This is a genomic window from Algiphilus sp. (genome assembly GCF_965216485.1).
Classification (GTDB): domain Bacteria; phylum Pseudomonadota; class Gammaproteobacteria; order Nevskiales; family Nevskiaceae; genus Algiphilus.
On sequence record NZ_OZ244162.1, the window covers coordinates 1,451,835 to 1,466,478 of the forward strand.

General features: G+C 67.1%; 15 protein-coding genes. All 15 read left to right on the top strand.

What is annotated here, in order from left to right:
- Positions 1–8 precede the first annotated feature (8 nt).
- The 15 genes from ACOOFO_RS06710 to ACOOFO_RS06780 all read left to right on the top strand — a co-directional run bounded on the left by ACOOFO_RS06710 (position 9) and on the right by ACOOFO_RS06780 (position 14,579).
- Positions 9–890, top strand: a complete 882-nt coding sequence (locus tag ACOOFO_RS06710) for a CoA transferase subunit A (RefSeq protein ID WP_420429205.1) — start codon at positions 9–11, stop codon at positions 888–890.
- 28 nt (positions 891–918) lie between these two features.
- Positions 919–1,716, top strand: coding sequence for a CoA-transferase subunit beta (locus tag ACOOFO_RS06715; protein WP_420429207.1), 798 nt, complete (start codon positions 919–921; stop codon positions 1,714–1,716).
- Positions 1,713–2,165, top strand: coding sequence for a Zn-ribbon domain-containing OB-fold protein (locus tag ACOOFO_RS06720; protein ID WP_420429209.1), 453 nt, complete (start codon positions 1,713–1,715; stop codon positions 2,163–2,165). Before ACOOFO_RS06715 ends, ACOOFO_RS06720 begins: the two co-directional genes overlap by 4 nt.
- Positions 2,162–3,343, top strand: a complete 1,182-nt coding sequence (locus ACOOFO_RS06725) for a lipid-transfer protein (RefSeq protein WP_420429211.1) — start codon at positions 2,162–2,164, stop codon at positions 3,341–3,343. Before ACOOFO_RS06720 ends, ACOOFO_RS06725 begins: the two co-directional genes overlap by 4 nt.
- 3 nt (positions 3,344–3,346) lie before the next feature.
- Positions 3,347–4,447 carry an NAD(P)H-dependent flavin oxidoreductase gene (locus tag ACOOFO_RS06730; RefSeq protein ID WP_420429213.1) on the top strand — a complete coding sequence of 367 codons (1,101 nt, stop codon included), beginning with the start codon at positions 3,347–3,349 and terminating at the stop codon, positions 4,445–4,447.
- On the top strand, positions 4,444–5,235 hold the full coding sequence (locus ACOOFO_RS06735; protein WP_420429215.1) for an enoyl-CoA hydratase family protein: 792 nt from the start codon (positions 4,444–4,446) through the stop codon (positions 5,233–5,235). The genes ACOOFO_RS06730 and ACOOFO_RS06735 overlap by 4 nt, the downstream gene beginning before the upstream one ends.
- Positions 5,232–6,398, top strand: a complete 1,167-nt coding sequence (locus tag ACOOFO_RS06740) for an acyl-CoA dehydrogenase family protein (RefSeq protein WP_420429217.1) — start codon at positions 5,232–5,234, stop codon at positions 6,396–6,398. The genes ACOOFO_RS06735 and ACOOFO_RS06740 overlap by 4 nt, the downstream gene beginning before the upstream one ends.
- An 11-nt stretch (positions 6,399–6,409) precedes the next feature.
- Positions 6,410–7,513, top strand: coding sequence for an acyl-CoA dehydrogenase family protein (locus tag ACOOFO_RS06745; RefSeq protein WP_420429219.1), 1,104 nt, complete (start codon positions 6,410–6,412; stop codon positions 7,511–7,513).
- Between the two features lie 14 nt (positions 7,514–7,527).
- The gene (locus ACOOFO_RS06750) at positions 7,528–8,679 is read left to right on the top strand and encodes an acetyl-CoA C-acetyltransferase (protein WP_420429222.1); all 1,152 of its coding nucleotides are present in this window, start codon (positions 7,528–7,530) and stop codon (positions 8,677–8,679) included.
- A 74-nt stretch (positions 8,680–8,753) separates the two neighbouring features.
- Positions 8,754–9,632, top strand: a complete 879-nt coding sequence (locus ACOOFO_RS06755) for an SDR family oxidoreductase (RefSeq protein WP_420429224.1) — start codon at positions 8,754–8,756, stop codon at positions 9,630–9,632.
- 97 nt (positions 9,633–9,729) lie between these two features.
- Positions 9,730–10,863 carry an acyl-CoA dehydrogenase family protein gene (locus ACOOFO_RS06760; protein ID WP_420429226.1) on the top strand — a complete coding sequence of 378 codons (1,134 nt, stop codon included), beginning with the start codon at positions 9,730–9,732 and terminating at the stop codon, positions 10,861–10,863.
- Positions 10,863–12,056, top strand: a complete 1,194-nt coding sequence (locus ACOOFO_RS06765) for an acyl-CoA dehydrogenase family protein (protein WP_420429228.1) — start codon at positions 10,863–10,865, stop codon at positions 12,054–12,056. Before ACOOFO_RS06760 ends, ACOOFO_RS06765 begins: the two co-directional genes overlap by 1 nt.
- A gap of 48 nt (positions 12,057–12,104) precedes the next feature.
- Positions 12,105–12,890 (top strand): SDR family oxidoreductase, encoded by a 786-nt coding sequence (locus ACOOFO_RS06770; protein ID WP_420429230.1) that lies wholly within the window; start codon positions 12,105–12,107, stop codon positions 12,888–12,890.
- Positions 12,891–12,902: 12 nt separating this feature from the next.
- Positions 12,903–13,361, top strand: coding sequence for a MaoC family dehydratase (locus ACOOFO_RS06775; protein ID WP_420429232.1), 459 nt, complete (start codon positions 12,903–12,905; stop codon positions 13,359–13,361).
- 12 nt (positions 13,362–13,373) lie between these two features.
- Positions 13,374–14,579 (top strand): acetyl-CoA C-acyltransferase, encoded by a 1,206-nt coding sequence (locus tag ACOOFO_RS06780; protein WP_420429234.1) that lies wholly within the window; start codon positions 13,374–13,376, stop codon positions 14,577–14,579.
- Positions 14,580–14,644: the final 65 nt, after the last annotated feature.

Here is a 14,644-nt window from a genome sequence, read left to right on the forward strand (position 1 = left end):
GGACGGGCATGGCTTTAGACAAGACACTGGGCGCCGACGCCGCCATCGCGCAACTGCGCAGCGGCATGACGCTGGGCATCGGCGGCTGGGGACCTCGCCGCAAGCCGATGGCGCTGGTGCGCGCGCTGCTGCGCTCGGATATTCGGGACCTCACCGTGGTCGCCTATGGCGGCCCGGACGTGGGCATGCTGTGCGCCGCCGGCAAGGTGAAGCGCCTTATCTATCCCTTTGTGACGATGGATGCCATCCCGCTGGAGCCGTACTTCCGCAAGGCGCGGCAGAACGGCGAGATGGAGGTGATGGAACTGGACGAAGGCATGTTCGAGTGGGGTCTGCGCGCCGCCGGCATGCGCATGTCCTTCCTGCCGACGCGGGTCGGACTGGCAACCGATGTCATGGCGCGCAACCCCGAGCTGCGCACCGTGACCTCGCCCTATGACGATGGCGAGGTCTATGTCGCCATGCCGGCGCTGAAGCTGGATGCGGCGCTGCTACACGTCAACACCGCAGACCGCCTGGGCAACACGCTGTCCTTCGGCAACGACGTGTTCTTCGACCATCTCTTCGCGCGCGCCGCGGACAGCACCTTCGTCAGCGCCGAGACGGTGAGCGATCACTTGCGTCTCGACGCCGAGCAGGCGCCTTACAACCGCTTCGAACGCTATCTGGTGAAGGGCGTGGTGGAAGCGCCCTGCGGCGCGCATCCCACCTACATGGGCCCGGACTACGGCTGGGACATGGACCACCTCAAGGCCTACAACGCCTCCGCCGCCGAAGACGGCGGTTGGGACGACTACGTCGCGCGCTTTATTGCGCCGGGCGAGCAGGCCTATCTCGACGCCGTCGGCGGGGAAGCGCGCGTGCGCGATCTGCCCGTGCCCACTTTCTGAGCCGGCCGAGCGCAAGGAACAAGGATTTATGACGGAACAGCCCACGCTCGCAGAGCTGATGATCGTCGCCGCCAGCGAAGCCTGGCGCGACAACGGCGAGATTTTCGCCTCCGGTATCGGTGCGATCCCGCGTCTTGGTGCCAGTCTGGCCAAGCTGACGCACTCGCCGGAATTGCTGATGACCGACAGCGAGGCCTATCTGGTGTCGGAGCCGGTGCCGATTGGCCCGCGCGGGGACTACCAGCCGGCCTACGAGGGCTACATGCCCTTCGAGCGCGTCTTCGAATGCGTCTGGTTCGGCGCGCGTCACGCCATGATCGGCCCGACGCAGATCGACCGCTGGGGGCAGACCAATCTGTCCGTCGTCGGCGGTACCTATGAGCAGCCCAAGGCCGCCATCCTCGGCGTGCGCGGTCTGCCCGGCAACAGCATCAATCACCGCAATTCCTTCTTTGTGCCCAACCACGGCCCGCGCGTCTTCGTGGAAGGCGAGGTCGACATGGTCTCCGGTGTCGGCCACAAGCCGGAGCGCTGGGGCGAGGGCATGAAGCGCGACTACGCCACCTTCGGCCTGATCGTGACCAATCTCTGCGTCATGGATTTCGAAGGCCCGGACCACGCCATCCGCGTGCGCTCGCTGCACCCGGGCGTGTCCTTTGACGATGTGCAGGCCGCCACCGGCTTCCCGCTGCTCAAGGCCGATGACCTGCACGAGACGCCGCTGCCCACTGCCGAGCAATTGGCCGTCATCCAGCGCATGGACCCGCACAACCTGCGCGCCAGGCAGGTCAAGGACAACCCGCCGGCCCGTCGGGAGGCCGCATGAGCGGGGCCACCACACGGCCAGCGCTTGAGGGTTACCTGACCGAGCGCGACGGCCTGCCGCATCTGCTCGGCAGCCGCTGCATCGCCTGCGGTACCTATTATTTCCCGCGGCTGGACAGCTTCTGCCGCAACCCGGCCTGCGACAGCACGGACTTCGAAGATGTAGCGCTGTCGCGCAGCGGGACGCTTTGGTCCTTCACCAACGCGGCCTACCAGCCGCCTGCGCCCTACATCCCGGTCAAGGACCCCTACGAGCCCTTCGCCATCGCCGCGGTGGAACTCGAGCGCGAGGGCATGATCGTGCTCGGTCAGTGTGCCGAGGGGATCGCCGTCGAGGATCTGCGCGTGGGCATGCCCATGGAGCTGATTGTCGAGACGCTGTTCTCGGACGAAGACGGCGACGCCCTCGTCTGGAAGTGGAAGCCGGTCGCGGAAGGGGCGAGCGCATGAGCCAGGCCATCCATATTCTCGGCGCTGGCATGCACCCCTGGGGCAAGTGGGGCGAACACTTCACGCGCTACGGCGTGCACGCCGCGCGCGCGGCCCTGGCGGAAGCCGAGGTCGACTGGCGCGATGTCGGTTTCATTTCCGGTGCCGCCACCATGCGCTGCGGCTACCCCGGCTATGTGGCTGGTGCCACCTTCGCCCAGGCGCTGGGCTGGCAGGGCGCGCAGGTCAATACCTCCTATGCCGCCTGCGCCTCCGGCGCGCAGGCGCTGGCCGCGGCGCGCGCCAAGATTGCCGCCGGAGAGTGCGAGGTCGCCCTCGTGGTCGGCGCGGACACCACGCCCAAGGGCTTTCTCAAGCCGCAGGCTGGCGAGCGCCCGGACGACCCGGACTGGGTGCGTTTCCGCATCGGCATCACCAATCCGACCTACTTCGCCCTCTACGCGCGCCGCCGCATGGCGCTCTACGGCGATACCAGCGAGGACTTCGCGGCAGTCAAGGTGAAGAATGCCGCCCACGGTTCCAAGAACACCAATGCGCGCTACCGCAAGACCTTCACCGCCGAGGATGTGGCGCAGTCGCCGGTGGTGGCGGACCCGCTCCGCTTGATGGATGTCTGTGCCACCTCCGATGGCGGCGCCGCGCTGGTGGTGTGCAGCGCCGACTACGCCCGCGCCAAGGGCAAGCAGGACACGCCGCGCATTGCCGGCATCTCGACCGCGACGCCGACCTTCGCGTCGGCGACGGTGGAAATGCCCGATCTGGCCACCGATTCCACGGCGGCGGCCGCACCGCACAGCTTCCGCGCCACGCTGCCGCTGCCCGCCTTCGAGCAGGCCGGCATCGGCCCGGAGGATGTCGATGTGGCCGAGGTCTATGACCTCTCCACCGCGCTGGAACTGGACTGGATGGAAGACCTCGGCCTGTGCGCGCGCGGCGAAGCGGCGCAATGGCTGCGCCGTGGCGATACCCGCATCGGCGGCAAGCTGCCGGTCAATCCTTCCGGTGGTCTGGCCTGCTTTGGCGAGGCCGTGCCGGCGCAGGCCATCGCCCAGGTGTGCGAGTTGCACTGGCAGCTCAGCGGCCGGGCAGGGGAGCGTCAGGTGGAAGGCGCGCGCGTCGGGATCACCGCCAATCAGGGGTTATTCGGTCACGGTTCCTGCGTGATCGTGGAGCGATAGGCTATGGATACGCGTCTTACCCAGATGCTTGGCTGCCGTTATCCGATCGTTCAAACCGCGATGGGTTGGGTGGCGGATGCGCGCCTGGTGGCGGCAACCACCAATGCCGGTGGCTTTGGCTTTCTGGCCGCGGCCACCATGTCCACCGAAGAACTGGATGCCGCGCTGGCGGATGTCCGCCGTCTGTGTGACGGGCCCTTCGGTGTGAACTTCCACATGTTCCAGCCGAATGCGCAGGACGTCATCGAGCGCGTGCTGCAGCACAGCGACCGCGTTCGCGCGGTGAGCTATGGCCGCGGCCCCAATGCCGAGACCATTGCCCGCTTCAAGCAGGCCGGCGTGCTGTGCATGCCGACCGTGGGCGCGCTCAAGCACGCGCAGAAGGCGGTACAGCTCGGCGCCGACATCATCACCATCCAGGGCAGCGAGGGCGGCGGCCATACCGGCGCCGTCCCCACGACCCTGCTGCTGCCGCAGGTACTCAATGCCGTGGACGTGCCGGTGGTGGCGGCGGGCGGCTTTTCAGACGGCCGTGGTCTGGCCGCGGCGCTGGCCTACGGCGCCGCCGGCATCGCCATGGGCACCCGCTTTCTGATGACCGCGGAATCACCGGTGCCGGCGACCACGCTGGCGCAATACCAGCAGGTGCAGGACGCCGGGCGCATTCGTGCGTCTACCGCGGTCGACGGCATGCCGCAGCGCATGATCGACAACCCCACCTTGCTGCGCCTCGAGCGCGGAAGCGGGCTGCGCCGCATGTTCGTGGCGCTGGCCTCCGCCTGGCGCATGAAGCAGCGCACCGGCATGAGCGTGATGCACATGCTGCGCACCTTCATTAGCGCCATCCGTTCCGGGGATTCCTTCACGCAGACGGTGTCGGCGGCCAACGCGCCCATGCTGATCCAGCGCGCCATGGTTGAAGGCCATCCGGATGAAGGCGTGCTGCCCAGCGGTCAGGTGGCCGCGATCATCGACGACCTGCCGCCGGTCCAGGTGCTGATCCACCGCATTGTGGAAGAGGCCGAGGGCCGCATCACCGCCATGCCCACCATCGCGCCCAGGCAGCGGGCGTCTGCCGATATCAGGGAGGTACGCGTGTCATGACACAGGCCATTGTGGTGCATGAACACCCCGGCATCGCCGAGGTGGTGATCAACAAGCCGCCGGTGAATGCCCTCGACAGCAGTGAGTGGCACGCGCTGGCCGACTGCATTACCCAGCTCGGCGCGCACGACGATCTGCGCGTGCTGGTGGTGCGCGCCGAAGGGCGTGGGTTCTGCGCCGGCGTGGATATCAAGGAGCTGGATGCGCACCCGGTGCGGATTGTCGACGTCAACGCCGGCAACTACCGCACCTTCGAGGCCATCCATCGCCATCCGCTGCCCGTCATCGTGGCTGTGCATGGCTTCGTGCTCGGCGGCGGCATCGGCATCGCCGGCGCGGCCGATATCGTGATCGCCGCGGATACCGCCACCTTCGGCGTGCCCGAGGTGGATCGTGGCGCCATGGGCGGCGGCGCGCATCTGCAGCGGCTGTTCCCAGTGCAGAAGGTACGCGCCATGTATTTCACCGGCGCGCCCATCGACGCGCAGGAAGCCTACCGGCTCGGTGCCCTGGAACGTGTGGTCAGTGCCGACGCGCTGCGCACCGAGGCGCTGGAGCTGGCCGCAACCATTGCCAAAAAGAGCGGGACCATGCTCAGGCTGGCCAAGGAATCCCTCAACGGCGTCGAGGACGGCAATCTCGAGAGCAAGTACCGCTGGGAGCAGGGATTCACGCTGCAGGCCTACATGAGCCCGGATTCCGCCGAAACAAGACAGGCCTTCGTACAGAAACGGGATGCGCGCTTTGACGCGGTACCCGCCAACTCCCAGAACGGCAACGCATCATGAGACTCGAATACACCGAACGGCAGCGCGCCTTCCGCAAGGAAGTGCGCCAGTGGCTGTCCGAACACCTTCCCGAAAAACCGCTGGAAAGCCTCGACACTGCCGAGGGCTTCGAAGCCCACCGTGCCTGGGAACGCACCCTGTTCGACGGCGGCTGGTCCGCGGTCACCTGGCCCACCGAATACGGCGGGCGCGGTTGTGGCCTGATCGACTGGCTGATCTTCGAGGAGGAGTACTGGGGCGCCGGCGCACCGCTACGCGTCAACCAGAACGGCATCTTTCTGCTCGCCCCCACGTTGATGGAATACGGCACTGAGGCACAGAAGAAGCGCTTCCTGCCGCCGATGGCCTCGGGCGAGGAGATCTGGGCGCAGGGCTGGTCCGAGCCGGGTGCCGGCTCTGATATGGCCTCCCTGCGCTGCAGCGCGGTCCGCGACGGCGACCACTACGTGATCAATGGCCAGAAGACCTGGTCGACACGGGCGGTGTACGCCGACTGGCTGTTCGGCCTGTTCCGCAGCGAACCTGGTTCGCAGCGCCATCACGGACTGAGCTTCATCCTGCTGCCGCTGAATCTGCCGGGCATCAACATCCGCCCGATCAAGCAGTTGAACGGCCAGCCCGGCTTTGCCGAAATCTTCTTCGATGACGTGCGCGTGCCAGCCGAGAATCTCCTCGGCGAGGAAGGCGCGGGCTGGCGCATCGCCATGGCCACGGCCGGCTTCGAGCGCGGTCTGATGCTGCGTTCCCCTGGCCGCTTCCAGCAGACCGCCAAGGCACTGGTGGACCTGTACAAGGATCACCAGAGCCAGGCGGATCGCGATCCGGGCATCCGCGACGCCATCACGCGCGGCTATGTGGCGGCGGAAGCCTATGCGCTGGCGACCTATCGCACCGCGTCACGGCTCGCCAAGGGCGGCAAGATCGGTGCGGAGGCAAGCACCAACAAGATCTTCTGGTCGGAGCTTGATCTGTTGCTGCACGAAACGGCCATGAAGATCCTCGGCGCGCACGCCGAGCTGTTGCCGCATGCACCCGAGGCGGCCGGCATCAGCCACTGGCTGGACGGCTTCCTGTTCGCGCAGGCGGGCCCTATCTACGCCGGCACCAACGAGATCCAGCGCAACATCATTGCCGAGCGCGTGCTCGGCATGCCACGCGCCTGAAGGAGCGCCCTATGGACTTTACGTTCGAAAGTCATCAGACCGCTTTTCGCGACGCCATCCGCAAGTTTTTGATGGTCGAGGCCGCGCCGGAAATGCTGCGCGAAATCTGGGAAACCAAGAGCGGACGCTCCGCCGAGCTGCGTGCCAAGCTGGCCGATCAGGGGCTGACCGCGCTGTCGATCCCCGAGGATTTCGGCGGCATTGGCCTTGGCGACCTGGACTGGGTGCTGGTGCTGCAGGAACTGGGCTACTACGCCATTCCCGAGTCGCTGGTCGACACGGCCTATCTGGCGGCCGGGCTGCTCACCGAGCTCTCTGGCGATGTCGAGATCAAGCGTGAGTGGCTGCCGCGCATCGCCGCGGGTGAGGCGCGCGTGGCGGTCGGGCATCCGATCAATCCCTTCGTGGCCGATGCCAGCACCGCCGATCTGCTGCTGATGTGGCACAACGACGCGGTGCACGCCGTGCGACCGCAGGACGTCACGCTGACGCCGCAGCCGAGCATCGATATGTCGCGCCGGCTGTGCCAGGTGGAGTGGAAGCCGGACGCCGGCACGCGCATTGCCGATGCCCGTATCGGCGCGCCGTTGTGGCAGCGCTTGCTGCTGCGCGGCGGCCTGGCCACGGCGGCCCAGCAGGTGGGCCTGGCGCAGCGCATGCTGGACCTGGGCGTGGACTATGCCGCACAGCGCAAGCAGTTCGGCAAGATCATCGGCACCTTCCAGGGCGTGAAGCATCCGCTGGCGGATGTGGCCGTCGCCATTGAATTTGCCGAACCGGTGGTGCACCGCGCCGCCTACTGCGTGGGCCACGGTCATGACCGCGCTGCCCATGTGGTGGCGCAGGCGCGCATGCAGTCCAGCGAGGCCGCGCACAAGGCCGCGCGCGCCAGCATCCAGGCGCACGGCGCCATGGGCTACACCTGGGAGGCCGATCTGCAGATGTTCATGAAGCGCGCCTGGGTGCTCGATGCCGGCTGGGGCGACCTGGCCCACCACAAGGCGCGGATCGCGGAGGACATCTTCGACGACGCCGCCGCCCTCGGTCCTTCCAACACCTTTTTCACTCACTACGGCGAAGCGCCGATGCCGCGTGTCAGCGCGGTCGGTCGCTGACAGGAGACCCGCACGTGCCGGAAGCTTATCTCGTTGATGCAGTCAGAAGTCCCACCGGAAAGCGTCGAGGCAGTCTGGCCGACGTCCATGCCGCCGATCTCGGCGCGCACGTACTGAAGGCCATCGTCGAGCGCAATGGCGTTCCGGCGGAGGAGATCGACGACGTCATCTTCGGTTGTGTCGATGCCGTGGGGCCGATGGCGGGCAATATCGCGCGCAGCTGCTGGCTGGCCGCCGGGCTGCCGCTGAGCGTGCCCGGCGTCACGGTCGACCGCCAGTGCGGCTCGTCGCAGCAGGCCGTGCACTTTGCCGCGCAGGCGGTGATGAGCGGCGTCCAGGACGTGGTCATCGCCGGCGGCGTCCAGACCATGACGCGCATTCCCATCGGCTCGGCAATGACCGCGGCGCAGCCACTGGGCTTCCCCGATCCCTTCTCCGGCAGCGAAGGCTGGACGGCACGCTTCGGTACCGAACCCGTCTCGCAGTTTCATGGCGCGCAGTTGATCGCGGATCGCTGGGGCTTTGACCGCCAGGCGATGGAGCGCTTCGCGCTGACCAGCCATGAGCGCGCCCGTGCCGCCATGGCGGCCGGCTATTTCGAGCGCGAGATCGTGCCGCTGAACGGCCTGGATCACGACGAGACCACGCGCGAGACCTCGCTCGAAAAGATGGCGGAACTCGACGTGCTGGCCGAAGGCGGCAGCCTGACCGCCGCCGTGGCCAGCCAGACCTGCGATGGCTCCTCGGCCATGCTGGTGGTCTCCGAGGCGGCACTGAAGCGCTACAACCTGACGCCGCGCGCGCGCATCCACCACATGGAAGTCATGGGCGACGATCCCATCGCGATGCTGACGGCGCCGATTCCCGCGACCCTGCGTGCCCTGAAGAAGACCGGCCTCAAGCCGAGCGACATCACCATCGCCGAATGCAACGAGGCCTTCGCCTCGGTGCCGATGGCCTGGATGAAGGACACCGGTTTCGATCACGAGCAGGTCAATGTCAACGGCGGCGCCATCGCCCTCGGCCATCCGCTGGGCGCCACTGGCACCAAGCTGATGACGACGCTGCTGCACGAGCTGGAGCGCCGCAAGGGCCGCTATGGCTTGCAGACCATGTGCGAAGGCGGCGGCGTCGCCAACGTCACCGTGCTGGAGCGTCTCGGCTAGCAGACCCCACCGCAATACCCGGGCGCGCCGGACGGGCGCGCCCCGCATCACCACGCATTGAGGAGGAGGATTCCATGGGAATCTGTACGGATCGTAGTGTCATCATCACCGGTGCCGGCGGCGGACTCGGCCGAGCCCACGCCCTGGCGCTGGCGGCCGAAGGGGCCTCGGTTCTGGTCAACGACATCAACCGCGAAGCCGCCGAAGCCGTGGTCGCGGAGATCGAGGCCGCAGGCGGGCGTGCGCTTGCCAACAGCGATGACATCACCTCGATGGCGGGCGCACAGGCCATCGTCGAGGCGGCTGCCACGGCCTTTGGCGATGTCCACGCCGTGGTCAACAATGCCGGCGTGCTGCGCGACCGCATGTTCGCCAGCCTGTCCGAAGAGGACTGGGATCTGGTCATCAAGGTGCACCTCAAGGGGCATTTCTGCATCACCAGCACCCTGGTGCAGCGCTGGCGCGCGCAGGTCAAGGACAGCGGTCAGAAGGTGGACGCGCGCATCATCAACACCACCTCCGGTGCCGGTCTGCAGGGCTCCATCGGCCAGAGCAACTACGCCGCGGCCAAGGGCGGCATTGCCACGCTGACGCTGGTGCAGGCGGCCGAACTCGGACGCTATGGCATTACCGCCAACGCGCTGGCACCGGCGGCGCGGACCGCGATGACCGAAACCGTCTTCGCCGATGTCATGAAGAAGCCGGAGGACGGCTTCGATTACTTCGCCCCCGAAAATGTCTCGCCGCTGGTGGTCTGGCTGTGCAGTGCCCAGTCGGCTGGTGTCAGCGGGCGGGTGTTCGAAGCCGACGGCGGCCGCATCAGCGTGGCCGATGGCTGGCGCACCGGTCCGGTGCGCGACAAGGGCGCGCGCTGGGCGCCGGACGAGGTTGGTGCCGCCGTGGAGCAGATTCTGTCCGAGGCTACGCCGCCGCAGAAGGTTTACGGCAGCTGAAACCCTACCGGGTGGTCACTCGACACTAATCCCTAAGGATGAAGATGGCGCCGGGTGCCCCCGGAATAATGTCTTCAGTATTTCTGACCGAACCGACATGAATCTGGGACTGAGCGAAGACGAGCGCATGATCGCCGACGCGGCGGCCGACCTTCTCGGTCAGCGCAGCGACAGTGCCTCGGTGCGCGCCTGCATCGAAGGTGAGGGCGGCAGCGATGGCGCGCTCTGGCAACAGATCGCCGCCGAGCTCGGCTGGTGCGCGGTGGGCATCGATGAAGATTCCGGTGGCATGGGCATGGGCGCACTGACGCAGGCGCTGCTGTTCGAGCAGACCGGCGCCCATCTTCTGTGTGCGCCCTTCTTCTCCACCATGGCCCTGGGCAGCAATCTGCTGACGCACTGCGCGTCCGAAGCCGCCCGCCTGGCACTGTTGCCCGCGGTTGCCGAAGGCAGCCTGAGCCTGAGTGCGCCGCTGCCGAGCAACCCCGAATGGACGACGGCCGCCGATCTGCTGCATGCGAGCCCAAGCGATGACGGCTGGCGGCTGGAGGGGCAGGTGCAGCGCATTCCGGATGCGGCCTACGTCGACGCCTGTCTGGTCTTTGCGCGTTGCGGCGCGGAGGGTGAGGTCGGGTTGTTTCGCGTCGACGTCGGTGCGCCGGGCGTCGCCGTGACCATGCACAGCGGCTGGGACGCCACGCGGCGTTTTGGCGGACTGCATGTGAACGGCACGGTTGCGCAGCGTCTGGACGAGACCCTGGCACCGCAGTCCCTGCACCGTGCCACCGCGATGGCGCGCCTGTTCATGGCGGCAGAGGCCCTGGGGGGCGCCCAGCGTTGCCTGGACCTGACCACCGCCTATGTCATGGAACGCAAGCAGTTCGGGCGCGCGGTGGGCTCCTTCCAGGCGGTCAAGCACCGCTGTGCGCAGATGATGGTGGCCGTGGAGGCCCTGCGCTCTGGCGTCTACGGTGTAGCGCGCCTGTCCGAGCAGGGTGCTGCGGTCGATCAGTTGGCGGCGGAGTGCGCCGCGATCCGCCTGCAGGCCGATGAGGCCTTCTTCTTCTGCGCGCAGGAAGCCATCCAGTTGCACGGCGGTGTGGGCTTTACCTGGGAATACGATCCGCATCTGTACTTCAAGCGGGCGCAGGCATCGCGCCACTGGCTGGGTGCCCCCGAAGCGCTGGCCGAGGAAGCGGCGGACTACGTACTGAATGAGGTGGCGGCCTGATGGGTGCACCGGAAACCGCGCTGGCGGGCAATCCAGTCGACGACCTTCGACACGCCATCGCGCAGTGGATGGCGGAGCATCTCAGCGGGGAATTCGCCGCGCTGCGTCATCGGGGCGGACCCGGTGATGAGGGCGCAGATCCCGAGCTGCGCAAGCGCTGGGAACGGGAAATGGCGGCCGGCGGCTGGACCTGTGTCGGCTGGCCGGAACAATACGGCGGGCGCGGGCTGAGCATTGACGCGCAGGTGGCCTTTCACGAGGAATACGCGCGTGCGGGCGGTCCCGGTCGCATGGGGCATATCGGCGAAGGCCTGATTGGCCCGACCCTGATCCGCTATGGCACAGAGGCGCAGAAGGCGCGCTTCCTTCCCGGCATTGTCGAGGGGCGCGTGTTCTGGGCGCAGGGCTATTCCGAGCCCAATGCCGGTTCCGATCTGGCCAATGTGCAGACGCGCTGCTGGCAGTGCGATGACGGCAGCTGGCGCGTCAGCGGCCAGAAGATCTGGACCTCTCTGGCGCATGAGTCGGACTGGATCTTTGTGGTCGCGCGCAGCGAGCCAGGCTCAAAGGGCCGGCATGGCCTCAGCTTCCTGCTGCTGCCGCTGGATCAGCCCGGCGTCACCATCCGGCCGATTCGCCAGATCAGCGGCGAAGCCGAATTCAACGAAGTCTTCTTTGACGAGGCGGTGGCCGAGGCCGACGGTCTGGTCGGCGAAGTCGGCAAGGGCTGGGAAGTGGCCATGGGCCTGCTCGAGATCGAGCGCGGCGTCTCCACCCTCGGTCAGCAGATGCACTTTGCCCACGAACTGGGCCTGGTGGTCGAGGTTGCGCGACGCAATGGCGCCGACCGCGATCCGGCCTTCCGCGCGCGTCTGGCTCGCGCCTGGGGCGGTCTGCGCGTGATGCGCTACAACGCCCTGCGCATGCTCGCCGGTGGCGATGACCTGAAGCTGGGACGCGAGGCGCTGATCTACAAGTACCACTGGTCGAACTGGCATCGCGACCTCGGCAAGCTGGCCATGGATGCGCTGGGTCCGGAGGCGGATACGCCGTCGGACGACCCGGCTGTGCGCCGCCTGCAGCAGATCTTCTTCTTCTCACGCGCCGACACCATCTATGCCGGCAGCAACGAGATTCAACTCAACCTGATCGCCGAGCGCGGTTTGGGTCTGCCGCGCGAGCCGCGCGGCTAGGCCCTTCGCCATGACTCGGTGTCACGCGATACAAGGAGTTCGCGCACGATGAATGCGCCCCCCGACTATGTGCCCGCGCACGGTCTGCTGCAGGGTCATTCCGCGCTGATCACGGCGGCGGCCGGTGGCGGTATCGGTTTCGCCACCGCCCAGCGTGTGCTGGAGGAAGGGGTGCGCGCGCTCATGATTGCCGACATCCACGAGCGTCGGTTGAACGAAGCCGTGGAGCGGCTGCAAGCCGCATTTCCGGACGCCAAGGTGGCGGGCCAGCTGGCCAACGTCACCGACGAAGCCCAGGTGCAGGCGCTGGTCGAGGCGGCCGAAGCGCATTGCGATGGCGTCGACGTGCTGGTCAACAATGCCGGCCTGGGTGGCAGCTGCCGCGTGGTCGACATGAAGGACGAGGACTGGCAGCGGGTGCTGGATGTCACCCTGACCGGCACCTTCCGCATGACGCGCGCCATGCTGCGTTTCATGCAGCCGCGCGGACGCGGCGCCATCGTCAACAACGCCTCGGTGCTGGGCTGGCGCGCGCAGAAGGAACAGGCGCACTACGCCGCCGCCAAGGCGGGCGTCATGGCCTTTACCCGCTGCAGCGCGCTGGAAGCCGCCGAATACGGTATCCGCATCAACGCCGTGGCGCCGTCGATTGCCTTTCACGATCACCTGCGCAAGAGCGCGCCGCAGGCGCTGCTCGAACAGCTCGCCAGCCGCGAGGCCTTCGGGCGCGCGGCCGAGTGCTGGGAGATCGCCAACTGCATCGTGATGCTGGCCTCGGACTACAGTTCCTATCTGGTGGGCGAAGTGCTGTCCGCCTCCAGTCAACACCCCTGATCGCAGAGATTCATGGCCACCGTTCTTGATTCCGCCGACGCCATCCAAGCCGCTACCGGGCAGACGCTGGGCACCAGCGCCTGGGTGCAGATTGCGCAGGAGCGCATCAACACCTTCGCCGACGCCACCGATGACCATCAGTGGATTCATGTCGACCCCGAGCGCGCCAAGGAGGGCCCCTTTGGTGCCCCCATCGCGCACGGCTATCTGACGCTGTCGCTGGTCAGCCGCTTCCTGCCCGAGATCATCGAAGTGCGCGGCATGCGCATGGGTGTGAACTACGGTTGCAACAAGGTGCGCTTTCCGAACGTGGTGAAAGCGGGGGCACGCATTCGCGGCCACGGCGAGATGCTGGAAGCCGAACTCACCAAGGACGGCGGCGTGCAGGCCGTGATCCGCGTCACGGTGGAAATCGAAGGTGAGGATCGTCCCGCCTGCGTCGCCGACACCATCAGTCGCTATTACTTCTAAGGCTCTATGTCCATGCAAGAAGCTGCCATCGTTTCCGTCGCGCGCACGCCCATCGCCAAGGCCTACCGCGGTGCCTTCAACGACACCGAAGCGCCGGTCCTGGGCGGCCATGTGCTGCGCGCCTGCGTGGAGCGTGCCGGCGTCGATGCCGAGAAGGTGGATGACGTCATCATGGGTGCCGCCGCGCAGCAGGGCACGCAGGGCTACAACCTGGGCCGGCTGTGCGTCTACACGGCCGGTTTTCCGCAGCGCGTGTCCGGCATGACGCTGGACCGGCAGTGCTCTTCAGGTCTGATGAGTATCGCCATTGCCGCCAAGAACATCATGACCGGCGAGCAGGACATCGTGCTGGGGGGCGGACTGGAGTCGATCTCGCTGACCCAGAACGCCCACAAGAACAGCCATCGTCTGGTGTCGGAGGCTGTCATCGCGCAGGAGCCGGGCGCCTACATTCCGATGATCGAGACCGCCGAGCTGGTGGCCAGCCGCTACGGCATCTCGCGCGAGGCGCAGGACGCCTATGCCCTGCAGAGCCAGCAGCGCACGGCCGCGGCGCAGGAAGCCGGTCGCTTCGACGACGAGATCGTGCCGCTGACCACACGCAAGCAGCTCTTCGACAAGGACAAGCAGCCCGCCGGTTTCGAGACGGTGACGCTTGCCAAGGACGAAGGCAACCGCGCCGACACCACGCTGGAAAGCCTGTCGGCGCTCAAGCCGGTATGGAAGAACGGCAAGTGGGTGGAGCAGGGCCAGTTCATCACGGCGGGCAATGCCTCCCAGCTCTCGGATGGCGCCGCCGCCGCGCTGCTCATGCGGCGCGACATGGCAGAAAGCCATGGCCTGGAGGTGCTGGGCCTGTACCGCGGGGTGGCGGTGGCGGGCTGTGCGCCCGAGGAAATGGGCATCGGCCCGGTCTTTGCCGTGCCCAAGCTGCTGCAGCGCCATGGTCTCAAGGTCGAGGACATCGGCCTCTGGGAGCTGAACGAGGCCTTCGCCAGTCAGGTGCTGTACTGCCGGGATACGCTCGGCATCGACAACGACAAGCTCAATGTGAACGGGGGTGCCATTTCCATCGGCCATCCCTTTGGTATGTCCGGCGCGCGCATGGTGGCGCACGCCTTGATCGAGGGGCGGCGTCGTGGCGTGCGCTATGTCGTCGTCACGATGTGTATCGGTGGGGGAATGGGAGCCGCTGGCCTGTTCGAGATCCCCGGCTAGACGCGCGTCCGGCGTGCATTTCGCACGCCGGCGGTCATGAATCCGGCGGTGAATGAGACCGGAAT

What these genes read in the sequence shown, in the direction of transcription:
- ACOOFO_RS06710 (WP_420429205.1), top strand. Translation starts at nt 9, where the DNA reads ATGGCTTTAGACAAGACACTGGGCGCCGACGCCGCCATCGCGCAACTG.
- ACOOFO_RS06715 (WP_420429207.1), top strand. Translation starts at nt 919, where the DNA reads ATGACGGAACAGCCCACGCTCGCAGAGCTGATGATCGTCGCCGCCAGC.
- ACOOFO_RS06720 (WP_420429209.1), top strand. Translation starts at nt 1,713, where the DNA reads ATGAGCGGGGCCACCACACGGCCAGCGCTTGAGGGTTACCTGACCGAG.
- ACOOFO_RS06725 (WP_420429211.1), top strand. Translation starts at nt 2,162, where the DNA reads ATGAGCCAGGCCATCCATATTCTCGGCGCTGGCATGCACCCCTGGGGC.
- ACOOFO_RS06730 (WP_420429213.1), top strand. Translation starts at nt 3,347, where the DNA reads ATGGATACGCGTCTTACCCAGATGCTTGGCTGCCGTTATCCGATCGTT.
- ACOOFO_RS06735 (WP_420429215.1), top strand. Translation starts at nt 4,444, where the DNA reads ATGACACAGGCCATTGTGGTGCATGAACACCCCGGCATCGCCGAGGTG.
- ACOOFO_RS06740 (WP_420429217.1), top strand. Translation starts at nt 5,232, where the DNA reads ATGAGACTCGAATACACCGAACGGCAGCGCGCCTTCCGCAAGGAAGTG.
- ACOOFO_RS06745 (WP_420429219.1), top strand. Translation starts at nt 6,410, where the DNA reads ATGGACTTTACGTTCGAAAGTCATCAGACCGCTTTTCGCGACGCCATC.
- ACOOFO_RS06755 (WP_420429224.1), top strand. Translation starts at nt 8,754, where the DNA reads ATGGGAATCTGTACGGATCGTAGTGTCATCATCACCGGTGCCGGCGGC.
- ACOOFO_RS06760 (WP_420429226.1), top strand. Translation starts at nt 9,730, where the DNA reads ATGAATCTGGGACTGAGCGAAGACGAGCGCATGATCGCCGACGCGGCG.
- ACOOFO_RS06765 (WP_420429228.1), top strand. Translation starts at nt 10,863, where the DNA reads ATGGGTGCACCGGAAACCGCGCTGGCGGGCAATCCAGTCGACGACCTT.
- ACOOFO_RS06770 (WP_420429230.1), top strand. Translation starts at nt 12,105, where the DNA reads ATGAATGCGCCCCCCGACTATGTGCCCGCGCACGGTCTGCTGCAGGGT.
- ACOOFO_RS06775 (WP_420429232.1), top strand. Translation starts at nt 12,903, where the DNA reads ATGGCCACCGTTCTTGATTCCGCCGACGCCATCCAAGCCGCTACCGGG.
- ACOOFO_RS06780 (WP_420429234.1), top strand. Translation starts at nt 13,374, where the DNA reads ATGCAAGAAGCTGCCATCGTTTCCGTCGCGCGCACGCCCATCGCCAAG.